The sequence below is a fragment of the Winogradskyella sp. 266wxhm genome, assembly GCF_058964685.1.
The window spans coordinates 2,644,307-2,660,585 of the sequence record NZ_CM179559.1; the positions used below are offsets into that span (position 1 = coordinate 2,644,307).

At 33.2% G+C, this 16,279-nt stretch carries 21 protein-coding genes; 13 read left to right on the forward strand and 8 right to left on the reverse strand.

All coding sequences use genetic code 11. From position 1 onward, the window contains the following. Positions 1 to 6 precede the first annotated feature (6 nt). The 11 genes from infA to AC2H4K_RS11850 all read left to right on the forward strand — a co-directional run bounded on the left by infA (position 7) and on the right by AC2H4K_RS11850 (position 8,789). Positions 7 to 222, forward strand: a complete 216-nt coding sequence (gene infA / locus AC2H4K_RS11800) for a translation initiation factor IF-1 (protein ID WP_007094967.1) — start codon at positions 7 to 9, stop codon at positions 220 to 222. A gap of 4 nt (positions 223 to 226) precedes the next feature. Beyond that, the gene (ykgO, locus tag AC2H4K_RS11805; protein ID WP_008269159.1) at positions 227 to 343 is read left to right on the forward strand and encodes a type B 50S ribosomal protein L36; all 117 of its coding nucleotides are present in this window, start codon (positions 227 to 229) and stop codon (positions 341 to 343) included. Positions 344 to 345: 2 nt separating this feature from the next. Continuing rightward, the gene (gene rpsM / locus AC2H4K_RS11810; RefSeq protein ID WP_281141500.1) at positions 346 to 720 is read left to right on the forward strand and encodes a 30S ribosomal protein S13; all 375 of its coding nucleotides are present in this window, start codon (positions 346 to 348) and stop codon (positions 718 to 720) included. A gap of 107 nt (positions 721 to 827) precedes the next feature. Next, positions 828 to 1,211 carry a 30S ribosomal protein S11 gene (rpsK, locus tag AC2H4K_RS11815; RefSeq protein WP_281141499.1) on the forward strand — a complete coding sequence of 128 codons (384 nt, stop codon included), beginning with the start codon at positions 828 to 830 and terminating at the stop codon, positions 1,209 to 1,211. A gap of 176 nt (positions 1,212 to 1,387) precedes the next feature. After that, positions 1,388 to 1,993, forward strand: coding sequence for a 30S ribosomal protein S4 (gene rpsD, locus AC2H4K_RS11820; protein WP_281141498.1), 606 nt, complete (start codon positions 1,388 to 1,390; stop codon positions 1,991 to 1,993). A 96-nt stretch (positions 1,994 to 2,089) separates the two neighbouring features. Beyond that, entirely contained in the window at positions 2,090 to 3,082 is a 993-nt protein-coding gene (locus AC2H4K_RS11825) for a DNA-directed RNA polymerase subunit alpha (protein ID WP_281141497.1), read from the forward strand. A 71-nt stretch (positions 3,083 to 3,153) separates the two neighbouring features. Beyond that, complete coding sequence (gene rplQ / locus AC2H4K_RS11830) at positions 3,154 to 3,627, forward strand: 50S ribosomal protein L17 (protein WP_281141496.1); 474 nt, start codon at positions 3,154 to 3,156, stop codon at positions 3,625 to 3,627. 115 nt (positions 3,628 to 3,742) lie between these two features. Then, positions 3,743 to 4,843: a glutamine-hydrolyzing carbamoyl-phosphate synthase small subunit gene (carA, locus tag AC2H4K_RS11835; protein ID WP_281141495.1), complete on the forward strand. Its 1,101-nt coding sequence runs from the start codon at positions 3,743 to 3,745 to the stop codon at positions 4,841 to 4,843. A 217-nt stretch (positions 4,844 to 5,060) separates the two neighbouring features. Beyond that, positions 5,061 to 6,350, forward strand: coding sequence for a phosphopyruvate hydratase (eno, locus tag AC2H4K_RS11840; protein WP_281141494.1), 1,290 nt, complete (start codon positions 5,061 to 5,063; stop codon positions 6,348 to 6,350). Positions 6,351 to 6,526: 176 nt separating this feature from the next. After that, positions 6,527 to 7,813: a citrate synthase gene (locus AC2H4K_RS11845; RefSeq protein WP_281141493.1), complete on the forward strand. Its 1,287-nt coding sequence runs from the start codon at positions 6,527 to 6,529 to the stop codon at positions 7,811 to 7,813. Positions 7,814 to 7,877: 64 nt separating this feature from the next. Then, positions 7,878 to 8,789, forward strand: coding sequence for a dimethylarginine dimethylaminohydrolase family protein (locus tag AC2H4K_RS11850; RefSeq protein WP_281141492.1), 912 nt, complete (start codon positions 7,878 to 7,880; stop codon positions 8,787 to 8,789). A gap of 6 nt (positions 8,790 to 8,795) precedes the next feature. Here AC2H4K_RS11850 and AC2H4K_RS11855 read toward each other — a convergent pair whose 3' ends face one another. The 6 genes from AC2H4K_RS11855 to rsfS all read right to left on the reverse strand — a co-directional run bounded on the left by AC2H4K_RS11855 (position 8,796) and on the right by rsfS (position 13,588). Continuing rightward, the gene (locus tag AC2H4K_RS11855) at positions 8,796 to 9,065 is read right to left on the reverse strand and encodes an acyl-CoA-binding protein (RefSeq protein ID WP_281141491.1); all 270 of its coding nucleotides are present in this window, start codon (positions 9,063 to 9,065) and stop codon (positions 8,796 to 8,798) included. A gap of 1 nt (position 9,066) precedes the next feature. Continuing rightward, positions 9,067 to 9,720: a phosphatidylserine decarboxylase family protein gene (locus AC2H4K_RS11860; protein ID WP_281141490.1), complete on the reverse strand. Its 654-nt coding sequence runs from the start codon at positions 9,718 to 9,720 to the stop codon at positions 9,067 to 9,069. Continuing rightward, on the reverse strand, positions 9,710 to 10,531 hold the full coding sequence (locus AC2H4K_RS11865; RefSeq protein WP_281141489.1) for a phosphatidate cytidylyltransferase: 822 nt from the start codon (positions 10,529 to 10,531) through the stop codon (positions 9,710 to 9,712). The genes AC2H4K_RS11860 and AC2H4K_RS11865 overlap by 11 nt, the downstream gene beginning before the upstream one ends. Next, positions 10,531 to 11,139 (reverse strand): LUD domain-containing protein, encoded by a 609-nt coding sequence (locus AC2H4K_RS11870; protein ID WP_281141488.1) that lies wholly within the window; start codon positions 11,137 to 11,139, stop codon positions 10,531 to 10,533. Before AC2H4K_RS11870 ends, AC2H4K_RS11865 begins: the two co-directional genes overlap by 1 nt. Before the next feature lie 104 nt (positions 11,140 to 11,243). Further along, a complete protein-coding gene (ftsH, locus tag AC2H4K_RS11875) occupies positions 11,244 to 13,199 on the reverse strand; it encodes an ATP-dependent zinc metalloprotease FtsH (protein ID WP_281141487.1) in 1,956 nt (651 codons plus the stop codon). A gap of 17 nt (positions 13,200 to 13,216) precedes the next feature. After that, a complete protein-coding gene (gene rsfS / locus AC2H4K_RS11880) occupies positions 13,217 to 13,588 on the reverse strand; it encodes a ribosome silencing factor (RefSeq protein WP_281141486.1) in 372 nt (123 codons plus the stop codon). A gap of 95 nt (positions 13,589 to 13,683) precedes the next feature. Between rsfS and AC2H4K_RS11885 the strand changes: the two genes are divergently transcribed. Beyond that, a complete protein-coding gene (locus AC2H4K_RS11885) occupies positions 13,684 to 14,415 on the forward strand; it encodes a biotin--[acetyl-CoA-carboxylase] ligase (RefSeq protein WP_281141485.1) in 732 nt (243 codons plus the stop codon). On the opposite strand, the gene AC2H4K_RS11890 is transcribed toward AC2H4K_RS11885, so the two are convergent. Next, positions 14,412 to 14,810, reverse strand: a complete 399-nt coding sequence (locus AC2H4K_RS11890) for an SRPBCC family protein (protein ID WP_281141484.1) — start codon at positions 14,808 to 14,810, stop codon at positions 14,412 to 14,414. The two genes, AC2H4K_RS11885 and AC2H4K_RS11890, sit on opposite strands and share 4 nt — an antisense overlap. A 92-nt stretch (positions 14,811 to 14,902) precedes the next feature. Next, positions 14,903 to 15,547 carry an orotate phosphoribosyltransferase gene (gene pyrE / locus AC2H4K_RS11895; RefSeq protein WP_281141483.1) on the reverse strand — a complete coding sequence of 215 codons (645 nt, stop codon included), beginning with the start codon at positions 15,545 to 15,547 and terminating at the stop codon, positions 14,903 to 14,905. 118 nt (positions 15,548 to 15,665) lie between these two features. Here pyrE and AC2H4K_RS11900 point away from each other — a divergent pair, with 118 nt between their 5' ends. Continuing rightward, positions 15,666 to 16,247 (forward strand): NUDIX hydrolase, encoded by a 582-nt coding sequence (locus AC2H4K_RS11900; RefSeq protein ID WP_281141482.1) that lies wholly within the window; start codon positions 15,666 to 15,668, stop codon positions 16,245 to 16,247. The last annotated feature ends 32 nt before the right edge of the window (positions 16,248 to 16,279 follow it).

Here is a 16,279-nt window from a genome sequence, read left to right on the forward strand (position 1 = left end):
AATAGTATGGCAAAACAAGCAGCAATAGAACAAGACGGAACAATTATAGAAGCATTATCTAATGCGATGTTCCGAGTAGAATTAGAAAATGGTCACATTGTGACAGCACACATTTCTGGTAAGATGCGTATGCACTACATTAAATTATTACCAGGAGATAAAGTTAAATTAGAAATGAGTCCTTATGATTTAACTAAGGCTCGTATAACATATAGATACTAATACTATGAAAGTAAGAGCATCAGTAAAAAAGAGAAGCGCAGACTGTAAGTTAGTGCGCAGAAAAGGTAGACTTTACGTCATTAACAAAAAGAATCCTAGATTCAAACAAAGACAAGGATAATTATGGCAAGAATCGCAGGTGTAGACATACCAAAGCAAAAAAGAGGAGTTATCTCTCTAACTTATATCTATGGTATAGGTAGAAGTAGAGCTAAAGAAATTTTAGCAGCAGCTAAAGTTGATGAAAGTACAAAAGTTCAAGATTGGACTGACGATGAAATCGGTGCAATCCGTGAAGCAGTAGGTAGTTTTACCATTGAAGGTGAATTACGTTCTGAAACTCAATTAAACATTAAGCGTTTAATGGATATCGGATGTTACAGAGGTATTCGTCACAGAGCTGGTCTTCCTTTAAGAGGACAACGTACTAAGAACAATTCTCGTACTAGAAAAGGTAGAAGAAAAACAGTTGCTAACAAGAAAAAAGTAACTAAATAATAATTAAAGACATTAGTCATTAGTAATTAGAAGTTAGATGAATCTGCTTGAAATCGCAAGGTTTAGGATTCTAACAACTAAAAGCTAACAACTAGAAACTAAAAAACATGGCAAAGTCAAGTACAAAAAAACGTAAAGTAATTGTTGATGCGATAGGTGAAGCGCACGTAACTGCATCTTTCAACAACATCATCATTTCTTTAACAAACAAAAAAGGTGACGTTATTTCTTGGTCATCAGCTGGAAAAATGGGCTTCAGAGGTTCTAAGAAGAACACTCCTTATGCTGCTCAACTAGCTGCTGAAGATGCTGCAGGTGTAGCAAAAGAAGCGGGACTTAAGAAAGTGAAAGTTTATGTAAAAGGTCCTGGTAACGGTAGAGAATCTGCTATCAGATCAATACACAATGCTGGTATAGAAGTATCAGAAATCATAGACGTTACTCCACTACCTCACAACGGTTGTCGTCCACCAAAAAGACGTAGAGTTTAACAAATTATACATACCTAAGTTAATATCAATCGATTATTCGGTTGATATTAACTTTTTTATGTACATTTGCAAACTGAAAAATTTAAAAATTAACAAGTATCACCGAGAGGTTAACGATTGTAGAAGGATAAGCTTAAGACCTTAATTTTATAATCAACTCTCATAATCAATTAGAAATGGCAAGATATACTGGTCCTAAAACTAAAATAGCTCGTAAATTCGGTCAAGCTATCTTCGGAGACGATAAAGCCTTCGAAAAAAGAAATTATCCTCCAGGACAACACGGTCCTAACAAAAGAAGAGGTAAGAAATCTGAATATGCTATCCAATTAATGGAGAAGCAAAAAGCTAAATACACTTATGGTATTTTAGAAAAGCAATTCAGAAACATGTTCAAAAGAGCAACTGCTGCTCAAGGTATCACTGGTGAAGTATTATTACAATTATGTGAATCTCGTTTAGACAACGTGGTTTTCAGAATGGGAATTTCTCCAACTAGAAGTGGTGCTAGACAATTAGTATCTCACAGACATATTACTGTAAACGGTGAAAAGGTAAACATTCCTTCTTACCAATTAAAAGCTGGTGATGTTGTGGCTGTAAGAGAAAAATCTAAATCTTTAGAAACTATTCAAAACTCATTGGCTAACTCTAGCAATGTATACGAATGGATTACTTGGAATAACGATACTATGCAAGGTACTTATGTTTCTGTTCCTGCAAGAATTCAAATTCCTGAGCAAATCAACGAGCAGTTCATCGTCGAACTTTACTCTAAATAATAAATTAATAATCACATTGGTATTTGGCCAAAGGGTTTATAAGTTCTCTTCAAGCTTTTAAACCGCGCAACCAAATAACAATTAAAACGAAGAAAAATGGCAATATTAAATTTTCAGAAACCAGATAAAGTAATCATGATTGATTCTACTGATTTTGAAGGTAAGTTTGAATTCAGACCTTTAGAACCAGGATACGGATTAACAGTAGGTAATGCTTTAAGAAGAGTATTATTATCTTCTTTAGAAGGTTTCGCAATAACTTCAGTTAGAATAGAAGGAGTAGATCATGAGTTTTCTACAATTTCTGGTGTAGTTGAAGACGTTACTGAAATGATTTTGAACTTAAAGCAAGTTAACTTTAAGCGTCAAATCGATGAAATAGATAACGAAACTGTTACTATTTCTATTTCAGGACAAGATCAAATCACTGCTGGAGATTTCCAAAAGTTTATTTCTGGTTTCCAAGTATTAAATACGGATTTAGTAATCTGTAACTTAGATCCTAAAGTAAACATTAATATGGAGTTAACAATTGAAAAGGGTAGAGGTTATGTGCCTGCTGAAGAAAACAAAAAAGCTTCTGCACCAATAGGAACAATCTTTACAGATTCTATCTACACTCCAATTAAGAATGTAAAGTATAGTATCGAAAACTTTCGTGTTGAGCAAAAAACGGATTACGAAAAATTAGTTTTCGAAATTATTACTGATGGATCTATTCATCCTAAAGATGCTTTAACAGAAGCAGCTAAGATTTTAATCCACCACTTCATGTTATTCTCTGATGAGCGTATTACACTTGAAGCTGATGAGATTGCACAAACAGAAACTTATGATGAAGAATCACTTCACATGAGACAATTATTGAAAACTAAATTAGTTGATATGGATCTTTCTGTACGTGCGCTTAACTGTTTAAAAGCTGCTGAAGTAGATACTTTAGGTGACTTAGTATCATTCAACAAAAATGATTTAATGAAGTTCAGAAACTTTGGTAAGAAATCTTTAACAGAGCTTGAAGAGCTTGTAAATGTTAAAGGCCTTAATTTCGGAATGGATTTAAGCAAATATAAATTAGACAAAGATTAATAAATTCTAACTCTTCTATAATTTGCCCCTCAAAAAGAGTTGATGCAAGATAGAAGTTTAAAACAAAAGTCATGAGACACGGAAAAAAAATCAATCATTTAGGAAGACAGTCTTCGCACAGAAAAGCAATGTTGGCTAATATGGCATGTTCTTTAATAGAGCACAAACGTATTAACACTACTACTGCTAAAGCTAAAGCGTTAAAGTTATTTGTTGAGCCTTTGATTACTAAATCTAAAGAAGACACTACACACAACAGACGTTTAGTAATGTCTAGGTTAAAACAAAAGGAAGCTGTTGCGGAATTGTTTAGAGATGTAGCTGCTAAAGTTGCAGATCGTCCAGGTGGTTATACTCGTATCATCAAGTTAGGAAACAGATTAGGTGATAATGCTGATATGGCAATGATAGAGTTAGTTGATTACAACGAACTTTACACTGCTGGTAAGCCAGAGAAGAAAACTCGTAGAAGTAGAAGAGGAGGTAAGAAAGCTTCAACAACTACTCCACCAGTTGAAACTAAAGCTTCTAACGAAGAAGAATAAATGTTGATAATCATTTATAAATATAAAGGATAAGCTATTTTAGTTTATCCTTTTTTTTTGGAATTTTGTAAAACCTTATTCTCGTACAAGCGAGATCTTTTTGAAAAGACTACAAATGAAATATAAACAAAGAAAAAAAGCCTTAATTCTTTTAGCTGACGGAACAATTTTTTATGGTAAATCCATAGGAAAAGAAGGTTCTGCATTTGGTGAAGTGTGTTTTAATACTGGTACAACTGGTTATCAAGAAATATTTACTGATCCGTCATATTACGGACAGTTAATGGTAACAACCAATGCACATATTGGTAATTATGGTACAAAAGAAGCCGATGTTGAATCTGATAGTGTAAAAATAGCAGGTTTAATATGTAAGAATTTCAGTTTTGAATATTCTAGACCTGGAGCAGATATGTCTCTTGAGGATTTTTTTGAGAAGCATAATACTTTAGCTATATCAGATGTAGATACACGAGCTTTAGTCAGCTATATTAGAGATAATGGAGCAATGAATGCTGTTATATCTACAGAAGTTGATAAAATAGATGAACTAAAAGCGCAATTAGCCGAAGTACCTTCAATGGTAGGCTTAGAGTTATCATCAAAAGTATCTACAAAAGAACCGTATTATTTTGGTGATGAAAATGCTACTTATAAAATAGCAGCACTAGATTTAGGAATCAAAAAGAACATTCTTAGAAATCTAGCTGCACGTGATGCTTACATAAAAGTATTTCCGTACAATTCAAAGTTTGAAGATTTAGAAGCCTTTAATCCTGATGGATATTTCTTATCTAATGGACCTGGTGACCCAGAACCTCTATCAGATGCAATCGCATTAGCCAAAGAAATTATCTCTAGAGATAAGCCTTTATTTGGTATTTGTTTAGGTCATCAAGTTATTGCTTTAGCAAATGGTATTTCAACTTATAAAATGCATCATGGTCACAGAGGAATTAACCATCCAGTTATGAACCTTGTAACTGGTAAAGGTGAAATTACATCTCAAAACCATGGCTTTGCTATCAATAGAGAAGAGACTGAAGCGCATAATGATATTGAAATTACTCATGTTCATCTCAATGATGATACTGTAGCAGGTATTAAAATGAAAAACAAAAATTGTTTTTCAGTACAATATCATCCAGAGGCTGGTCCAGGCCCAAATGATGCAGTCTATTTATTTGATCAATTTATAGAAAATATTCAAAAATAAATGATAAAAAAAACGCAATGAAACTTAAGTTTTATTGCGTTTTTTTAGTTACGAAAACATTTTAGTAAAGATTAATCATAAATATGATTTTTCGTTAACATTTAAGCTATAGATTTTCGTAAATTTGAATAAACTGAAAGGTGCTGTAATACTTGACTTGTTTAGAAATTAAACACCTTTCGATTAATAAATTAAAGTTAACTAAAACCAAAGAATAATGAGCATTATAATTAATGTACACGCAAGGCAAATTTTAGATTCCAGAGGGAATCCAACTGTAGAAGTAGATGTAGTAACAGAAAATGGAATAATGGGTAGAGCTGCAGTGCCTTCTGGTGCTTCTACTGGTGAGCACGAAGCTGTAGAGTTAAGAGATGGTGGTGATACCTACATGGGAAAAGGTGTTTTAAAAGCGGTGGATAATGTTAATTCAATAATTGCTCAAGAGTTAATGGGAATTTCTGTTTTTGAACAAAATGCCATTGATAAATTAATGATAGAATTAGATGGTACACCAAACAAATCAAAGTTGGGTGCTAATGCGATTTTAGGTGTGTCTTTAGCGGTTGCTAAGGCAGCAGCAAATGAGTTAGGAATGCCTTTATATCGTTATGTTGGTGGTGTATCAGCAAACACTTTACCTTTACCAATGATGAATATTATAAATGGTGGTTCTCATAGTGATGCTCCTATAGCATTTCAAGAGTTTATGGTTATGCCAGTAAAAGCTAAAAACTTTACGCATGCTATGCAAATGGGAACTGAGATTTTCCATAACCTAAAAAAGGTTTTACACGATAGAGGTTTAAGTACTGCTGTTGGCGATGAAGGCGGCTTTGCTCCAACTTTAGATGGTACAGAAGACGCTATTGATACTATTGCAAAAGCAGTTGAAAAAGCAGGTTACAAATTTGGTGAGGAAGTTATGATTGCATTGGATTGTGCTTCAGCTGAATTTTATGTAGATGGAAAATATGATTACTCTAAGTTTGAAGGTGAAACAGGAGTTATTAGAACAAGTAAAGAGCAAGCCGATTATTTAGCAGAATTAGTAGAAAAATATCCAATTATTTCTATTGAAGATGGAATGGATGAAAATGACTGGGATGGTTGGAAATATTTAACCGAAAAAATAGGTGATAAAGTACAGTTAGTTGGTGACGACCTATATGTAACAAATGTAGAGCGTTTATCTCGTGGTATTGAAAATGGTATTGCAAATTCAATTTTAATCAAAGTAAACCAGATTGGTACATTAACAGAAACTATTGCAGCTGTAAACATGGCGCACAATGCAGGTTATACATCGGTAATGTCTCATAGATCTGGTGAAACAGAAGATAATACTATCGCTGATTTGGCTGTAGCTTTAAATACAGGACAGATTAAAACAGGTTCTGCTTCTCGTAGTGATCGTATGGCAAAATACAATCAACTATTACGTATAGAAGAAGAATTAGGAGATGTGGCTTATTTTCCGCAAGAAAAAGCTTTCAAAGTAAAGTAAGACTCAAGTAAAATAAATGATTGAAAAAGCGATTACCCATTAAAAAGTAATCGCTTTTCTATTTAATAGAAAATAACAATACTGATATTGTTAAAACGCTTATAAATCCCCTTTAAAAATCGTAGGATATTTTGTAAATTTACCATCCTAAAATTCAAATAAAACAATATAAAAACATGTCAGATAAAGCTACCCTAGAAATCAATGGTAAAAAGTATGATTTCCCAATTGTAGTAGGTTCAGAAAATGAAGTTGCTATCGATATTAAATCCTTAAGAAGTTCAACAGGTGGAGTAATAACTATAGATCCAGGTTACAAGAATACTGGAAGCTGTGAAAGTGCTATTACTTTCTTAGATGGTGAAAAGGGAATTTTAAGGTATAGAGGGTATTCTATTGAAGAACTAGCTGAAAAAGCTGATTTCTTAGAGGTTGCATATTTGTTGATTTTTGGAGAATTACCAACTAAAGAACAACACGACAAGTTTCATGATGACATCAAGAGCCATTCTGTGGTTGACGATGATGTAAAGAAAATTTTAGAGGCCTTTCCTAAATCTGCCCATCCTATGGGTGTGCTTTCTTCTCTTACAAGTGCTTTAACAGCATTTAACCCATCTTCTGTAGATATTAATTCAGAAGAGGCAATGTATAATGCTATCGTAAGAATATTAGGTAAGTTTCCAGTAATTGTTGCGTGGACAATGCGTAAAAAACAAGGGCTGCCATTAGAATATGGTGATGATAGCTTAAGCTACGTAGAAAACGTCTTAAAAATGATGTTTAAGAGTCCAAACCGTGAGTATGAACAAAACCCAATCTTAGTTAACGCTTTAGATAAGTTATTGATCCTTCACGCAGATCACGAGCAAAACTGTTCGGCTTCTACAGTAAGAATTGCAGGTTCATCTCATGCTGGTTTATTCGTGTCTTTGGCATCTGGTATTTCTGCACTTTGGGGACCACTTCACGGTGGTGCTAACCAAGCGGTTTTAGAAATGCTTGAAGCTATTAAAGAAGATGGTGGTGATACTAAAAAGTATATGGCAAAAGCTAAGGATAAAGATGATCCTTTCCGTTTAATGGGCTTCGGTCACCGTGTTTATAAAAACTTTGACCCTAGAGCTAAAATCATCAAAAAAGCAGCTGATGAAGTATTAGGAGATTTAGGTGTGGAAGATCCTATTTTAGATATAGCTAAAGGTTTAGAAAAAGAAGCCTTAGAAGATTCTTATTTTGTGGATAGAAAATTATATCCTAATGTAGATTTCTATTCTGGGATTATTTACAGAGCTATGGGTATACCAGTAGAAATGTTTACTGTAATGTTTGCTTTAGGTCGTCTACCAGGTTGGATAGCACAATGGAGAGAAATGCGCATGCGTAAAGAACCTATAGGAAGACCAAGACAATTATACATTGGTGAAACTCACAGAGCATTTGTGCCTATCGAAAAAAGATAATTTCTCAATATAAATTATTAAAAAGCTTCATAAATTTTATGAAGCTTTTTGTATTTTACCCTCAATGAAACTACATATAAAAAACGAAACGTCTCGGTTAAGAGCTGTAATACTTGGAACAGCAGTAAGTAATGGTCCAACTCCTTCAATAGAGGATGCTTATGATCCTAAATCTTTAGAACATATAAAAGCAGGTACATATCCAGTAGAAGAAGATATGGTGTCGGAAATGGAAGCAGTTGCTAAAGTTTTTCAGAAATATGATGTGCAAGTTTACCGACCAGAGATTATAAAAGACTGTAATCAGATTTTTTCAAGAGATATTGGCTTTGTAATTGACGATATTTTTATAAAGGCCAATATTCTTCCAAATCGCGAAGAAGAGCTTGAAGCCATTCAATATGTAATTGATAAAATGGATCCTAACAAAGTAATTCGTCCTCCAGAGGAAGCACATATAGAAGGTGGTGATGTTATCGTTTGGAATGATCATATTTTTATAGGAACATATAGAGGTGAAGATTACCCAGATTATATTGTAGCGCGTACCAATAAAGCAGGTGTAGATTACATCATTGAAAAGTTTCCAAATAAAAAAATCAAAAGTTTTAACCTTAGAAAGTCACAAACCAATGCTATGGAAAACGCTTTACACCTTGATTGTTGTTTTCAACCCATAGGAAAGGATAAAGCTATTCTTCATAAAAATGGATTTTTAGAAGAAGAAGAATATCAGTGGCTGGTAGATTACTTTGGAAAAGACAATATTTTTGAAATTACCAAAGAAGAAATGTATCATATGAATAGTAATATTTTCAGTATTTCTGAAGACGTTATTATTTCAGAACAGAACTTTACTAGGCTTAATACATGGTTAAGAGAAAACGGGTTTACTGTTGAAGAAGTGCCATATGCTGAAATAGCAAAGCAGGAAGGTTTATTACGTTGCTCTACTTTACCTTTAATAAGAGATTAGAAACTTTTACTTTCTGTAAAGAAAATAATTGTTCACTAAGTCTATATACTCTCTTTTAGCTTCATCTTGACTAATCTTCTGCACTTGAAAAAGTGCATTAGTTTTGAAAGCATTTATAATGGGCTTTCTACTACTAGGTCTACCATAATCGTTGGTGGCCTTTTTGTAATAGGCATACAAGCGTAAAAGAAAATCTGCAGGAAAGGGTTCTGTGTACGCATTTACGCGCTCTACAGCATCTAAAAATTCAGTATCTAAATCTTCTTTTGAGGTCATTTTATTTCATTTCAGCAATGATACTTTCTCCTCCTCGAACCTTTTGGTTTAGTTCTACTTTGATATCGGCATCTAAGGGTAAAAATAAATCAACCCTAGACCCAAATTTTATAAATCCAGAATCAGCACCTTGAATAGCATTTGAATTCACTGTAGCATAGTTAACGATGCGTTTTGCAAGTGCACCAGCAATTTGTCGGTATAAGACTTTTCCAAAACCTTTATTCTCCACAACTACAGTAGTACGTTCATTTTCTTCACTAGCTTTAGGATGCCAAGCCACTAAATATTTACCAGGATGATATTTGCTATAGCTTACATTACCACTTATAGGATATCGAGTAACATGAACGTTTATAGGCGACATAAATACAGAAACCTGAATACGTTTATCATTAAAAACTTCTTTTTCAAAAACCTCTTCTATAACAACAACCTTGCCGTCAACCGGAGATAATGCTTGTTTTTCGTTAGGATGCGTATTGCGTTTAGGATTCCTAAAAAACTGAAGTATTAATAAAAAGAATATTAAAAAGGCTAGCATTAAGCCTTTTCGCAACCATTCGTTAGTAGCAAATTCATCAATTAAGAAAATAGCTCCAACCACTATCACTAATGTAACGAATATAATTTTATGACCTTCTTTATGAAACATAGGTTATAATTCTTAAAAATAAATAAATAAATGGTGCTGCAAAGATAACAGAATCTAACCGGTCTAGTAAACCTCCATGACCTGGCATTATCACTCCACTATCCTTAACACCAGCTTGTCTTTTAAATTTAGATTCTATTAAATCCCCAAATGTACCCAAAACACTCACAATTATTGCTAAAATTAGCCAACTATTAAACTCTAAACCTTCAAAATATAAAGAGATAAAATAACTGGATACACAGGCAAAAAATAAACCACCTAAAAAACCTTCAACTGTTTTTTTTGGTGAAATACTCGGAAATAGCTTCTGTTTACCAAAATTTTTCCCAACCAAATAAGCCGAACTATCATTTACCCATACCAATATAAAACTACCTAAAAGTAATAATGGCGTAAACGTACTTCTGTAATTTGCTATTAGTAGCATAAAAACAAAACCACTAGAAAGATAAAATGTTGTAGCTATATAGCGTTTAGATTCAAATAGAGGAATCTTTTTTTCCGTGAATAAATCTTTAATGAGAATGAGATTTACAAAAATGGTTATTACCAATAAAATTTGAATAGCTTCATTACTACCTCTAGCATCATTGTGATAAATGCAGAGATACCAAAATATTGAATATAGCAGTACAAAAATAACGTACTGGATATAAGATTTTAGTTTAATAAGCTTACTGAACTCAGCAAGACACAAAACACCAAAAAATCCAATAATAGCAATAGATGTATTTTGTAGGTATAATGAACCAACAAGTAATAAAACATAGATAGCACCAGAAACTGCTCTTATGGCTAACTCTTTCATTATAGGTCTTCTAATAGTAGTAGGTAAAGGTTTTTTGCACTACTTCCGTAGGTTAAAAAATCCTTATCATCATCTGTTTTAAAATTCTTTATGGTAGTGATGTTGGTAGGTATGGCTGTCTTGCTTTTTTCTTTTATTCCTTTAAGTCCTTCACCAATATTTTCTACAAATTGACTTGTAGTAGCATAGATTATAAAATGATCAGGTAATTCAATCAATTTTTTCTCTGCTATTTGATTTGAAGAAATTAAAAGTGATCCATCATCAGAAATTAAATATTCACATGTAGACAAGAAATAAGCACTTTCACTAGCATTCTTTGTACTATTAAGATTAAAATCTTTGAACAAATCAGAGAGACGATTATCTACAAGAAAGACTTTATCATTATGCCAATTGTTTTCATCTAGGATAGCATTAAAGCTTTCTTTTATTTCTTCCATATTTTCGCAATACAAAAATTTGCCACCGTTGGCTTTGAAGTTTATAGTAAAGCGTTCATCAGCAGGCAACTTGATTTCAGGCATATATTTGCCACGCTCTTGATTTGGTATGTTTTCTTCTGGCTCATTAGTTTTTTTGCCAAAGAATTTACGAAATAAGCTCATTCAATAGTTGCTATTAATCTCTAAATATGGTGTAATTCTCAAATATAAAAAAACTTAAACTAACATAAGATTAATTTAAGTTTTTTATAAGGTTTTATAAAGGTCTATTCCTCTTCTTCAGTAGCTTCTACTGTAATAGTATCTCCATTTTCAAACGCGCGTTTTCCGAATATTTTTTCTAAATTATCTTTGAAAATCACTTCTTTATCTAGTAAAACTTCAGCTAGTTCGGTAAGCTTGTCTTTGTTCTTTTCTAATAAATCTATAGCACGTTGATATTGTGCTTCAATGATATCAGAAATTTCTTTATCGATAAGTTCAGCAGTCTGCTCACTGTAAGGTTTGGTGAAACCATATTCTGATTGACCAGATGAATCATAATAAGTTAGGTTACCTACTTTGTCACTAAGACCGTAAATAGTTACCATAGCACGTGCTTGTTTTGTAACCTTTTCTAAGTCGCTTAAAGCTCCTGTTGAAATCTTATTGAAGATTACTTTTTCAGCAGCTCTACCACCTAAAGCGGCACACATTTCATCTAACATTTGCTCTGGTCTAACAATTAGGCGTTCTTCAGGTAAATACCAAGCAGCTCCAAGAGAACGACCTCTAGGAACGATAGTAACTTTTACCAAAGGAGCAGCATGCTCTAACATCCAACTTATTGTAGCGTGACCAGCTTCGTGGAAGGCTACAGCACGTTTTTCATCAGGAGTAATAATTTTATTTTTCTTTTCTAGACCACCAATGATTCTATCTACGGCATCTAAGAAATCTTGTTTGTTTACAGCTTTCTTACCTTTTCTTGCAGCAATTAAGGCCGCTTCATTACAAACATTAGCTATGTCAGCTCCAGAGAAACCTGGTGTTTGTTTTGCTAAGAAATCAATGTCTAAAGTTTCTTCTTTTTTAAGCGGACGAAGATGAACTTCAAAGATTTCTTTACGTTCTCTAACGTCTGGAAGGTCTACGTAAATCTGACGGTCAAAACGACCAGCACGCATTAATGCACTATCTAAAACGTCTGCTCTGTTAGTTGCAGCTAGTACAATAACGTTTGTATTTGTACCAAAACCATCCATTTCTGTTAAGAGTTGATTCAATGTGTTTTCACGTTCATCATTAGAGCCAGAGAAATTATTTTTTCCTCTTGCTCTACCGATAGCATCAATCTCATCAATAAAAATGATTGAAGGAGATTTCTCTTTAGCTTGTTTAAATAAGTCTCTTACACGAGAAGCTCCAACACCTACAAACATCTCTACGAAATCAGAACCAGAAAGTGAAAAGAACGGTACTTTTGCTTCACCAGCAACTGCTTTTGCTAATAAGGTTTTACCTGTTCCAGGAGGTCCTACAAGCAATGCACCTTTAGGAATTTTACCACCTAAAGAGGTGTATTTTTCTGGAAACTTCAAGAAATCTACAATTTCTTGTACTTCTTCTTTTGCCCCTTCTAAACCAGCAACATCTTTAAAAGAAGTTTTAGTATCTGATTTTTCATCAAAGAGTTTTGCTTTAGATTTTCCAATATTGAAAATCTGTCCACCAGCACCTCCGCCACCACCAGATGACATTCTACGCATGATGAAAATCCACACTCCGATAATTAAAATGAAAGGAAGTAATGTTAACAAGAAGTCGCCCCAAACATTGTGTTCGGTTTTAAAAGCTACAGTAACATTTAAGTTGTTTTCAGCTTTTATTTTGTTAATTTCTTCTTGAAATAAGGTTAAATCACCGAATTCAAATTTATAATTTGGAGATGCCGTTACGGAAGGAAATATACTATTCGGTTTAGAACTTTTATGGATTTCTTTGTCCTGAGCTTCTGATGTTAAGTAAACTCTCGCTTCACGATTGTTTATAATCTCTACCTTTTTTACATCACCACTTTGTAGGTAAGTAAAAAATTCATTAGGTGTCGTTTGTTTACCTGTAGATTCACCAAAACCTCCAGAGAAAAATTGAATTCCTAGAAATATTGCAATGATAACTCCATATATCCAATACGGATTAAGCTTAGGTTTTTTATTTAGGTTTTTATTGTCTTTTGCCATTAGTAGCTTTTGTCTATTTAGTAACTTGTTTCTATTTGTGTGGTTTTAGCATCTCCCCATAGACTCTCTATGTCGTAGTAATCTCTGATGTGTTTTTGAAAAACATGAACTACAACATTTACATAATCTATAAGTACCCATTCAGCATTGTCGGTGCCTTCAACATGCCAAGGTTTGTCTTTGAGGGTTTTGCTAACTAGTTTTTGGATGGAATTGACGATTGCGTTAACTTGTGTATTAGAAGTACCTTCACAAACTATAAAATAATCACAAACCGTATTTTCTATTTCTCTTAAATCTAAAATTGTTATCTCTTTACCTTTTACCTCTTCAATACCAGCTATGATAGTTGTAATGAGTTGGTCTGCACTAGCTTTTTCTTTCGTCATTAAATTGAATTAAATTTATGCAAAGTTATTATTTTTTTAGTACTTGTAAGCCTTATTTTGTCTTAACAAATCTATAAAATAAAACTACTGTTTTAATGTACATTATCAAACTTAATGCCATTGACTCTACAAACACGTATCTTAAAGAGATGGTGTCTGCAGGAATACCTGATGATTACACGGTTGTAGTAACTGAATCTCAGGAAGAAGGACGTGGGCAAATGGGTACGATGTGGCAAGCAGAAAAGGGCAAAAACCTTACTGTTAGTGTGTTTAAGAGATTGCCGAATCTAAAAATTGAACAGCAGTTTTATATAAGTATGGTTATGGCTTTAGCAATTTTAAAGACTTTAGAAGCATTAGAAATTCCGAAATTAAGTATTAAATGGCCTAACGACATTTTGTCAGCAGATCAAAAAATATGTGGGATTTTAATTGAGAATGTCATAAAAAATAATGCTTTAAAAGGCACTGTTTTAGGTTTTGGACTTAATGTTAACCAGAAGTTTTTTGACAATTTACCTCAAGCGTCTTCACTGACTTTGCTCACAGGAGTGACTTATGATAAGGACGAAATTTTATCTAAAATCCTAAAAAACCTGCAATTTTATTTTGAAAAACTAGAGTCTAGAAAGTTTAGTGAAATAAAAGAGGAATACGAAACTTTACTTTTTAGAAAAGAAAAACCTTCAACATTTCAATTGTTAGATAATGAAATGTTTTCTGGAATAATAAAAGGGGTTTCAGAAGATGGAAAGCTTAATGTTTGGACGGAAAAGGATATAATAAAAAGCTTTAATCTTAAAGAAGTAAAACTGCTGTATTAAACAGCAGTTTTCATATTTGTAGCTAAAGTTTCTATAAATTTACTAATAGGCCCTTTAATCATCATAGCCATCATAGCATTAAATTCGCCATTAAAAGTTAATTGTACTTCACTTTTTTTGTTAGCATCTACTTCAGTGATATGACCAGTTAAGGCAAAATCTAATTTGCCACCAGCTGCACCTAAAACAATTTTGCTATGTGGAATTGTTTCTTTTTTCTTAAGTACGATTTCAGGCATACCTTTCAGAGCAAAAAGAAATTTATCATCGTCTAAAACTTCAAATTTGCTAATGTTTTCTGGCATTAAAGCTTCGAAGTTTTTGACATCAGATAGAAAATTGAATGTTTCTTCTGCTGATTTATCTAAAGTAACCTTTGGAGATTCTAAATTCATTTTTTTGTTGTTTAATAGTTTAATCGCTTAGCTGTTAATCAAAAGTTCGTTTTAAAAACATTTCAACAATTAAACGATTCTACATATTATTATCAATTAGCGTTCCATTCGCTAGGATTGGCATTCCATTGTGCTAAAATGTCTTGTTGCTTTTCTGTAATGTAGTTGGTTTCAAGAGCTTGTTCAAGCAAATTTTCGTAATTGCTTAGTGTGTTCAATTCAATATTAGCTTCTTTGAAATTTTCACTAGCCACATTAAATCCGTAAGAGAAAATTGCCACCATGCCTTTTACGTGTAAATCAGCTTCTTTCAATGCAGCAACAGCGTTAAGACTACTTTTTCCGGTGCTGATTAAGTCTTCCACAACTACAACAGTCTGACCTTTTTCAATAAAACCTTCAACCTGGTTTTGACGACCATGCTTTTTAGCTTCGGGTCTAACATAGATAAAAGGAAGGTTAAGGTATTCTGCCACCAAAGCTCCAATACCAATGGCACCTGTAGCGACACCTGCAATAACATCAGGTTTGCCGTAGTGGTGCTCGATGTGTCTTGCCATGGTTTCCCTAATGTAATTTCTAATGAGAGGGAAGGAAAGGACTATTCTATTGTCACAATAAATTGGCGATTTCCAGCCAGAAGCCCAAGTAAACGGATTGTCGGGCTGTAATTTTATAGCGTTAACTTGCAATAAAACCTCTGCGGTTTTCTTTGCGGTTTCTTTGTTAAAAATCATGATGCAAAAATAGTGAATTTTAAAAGTTGGGAAATTTTAATTTAAATTAATTTTCATTTGAAAAGCTTTCCAATAAAAAATAATACTTTTACATAAGTAATGCGATAAAAAATCTTTTATGCACACTATATATGTTGGAGATAAACCAATAATCTTAACTACAAAAATTGAAAAAGAAACAGATTTTAAATCATATCTTCTAAAATCTGTAAACATCGGAAAGGTAATTAAGACACTTAATAAAACAGATTTACAAGCTGTACATCTCATTCATGATGATCCAGATAAACTTTTAAAAAAGTTTTTGAAACTGTTACCAAACGTTGTAGCAGGTGGTGGTAAGGTTTTTAATGCTAAAGGTGAAGTTCTATTCATTTACCGAAATGATAAATGGGATTTGCCTAAAGGGAAAGCCGAGCGTAAAGAAACCATTGAAGAAACTGCCATACGTGAAGTAGAGGAGGAGACGCAAGTAAGTGGTCTTAAAATCACGAAACCGCTACCGACAACCTATCATATCTTTAAACGTAATGGAAAGCATAAAATAAAAATCACCTATTGGTTTGAAATGAAAACAGATTTTGATGGTGAACTGCTGCCTCAAGAAAAGGAAGGTATTACTAAAGTGAAATGGTTAGACAGTAAAGCGTCTCAAAAAGCATTGGAAAATAGCTATGCCAATATTAAGATTTTAGTTTAAAATTTATTGATAAAAGATAAAATGAAAGCCCT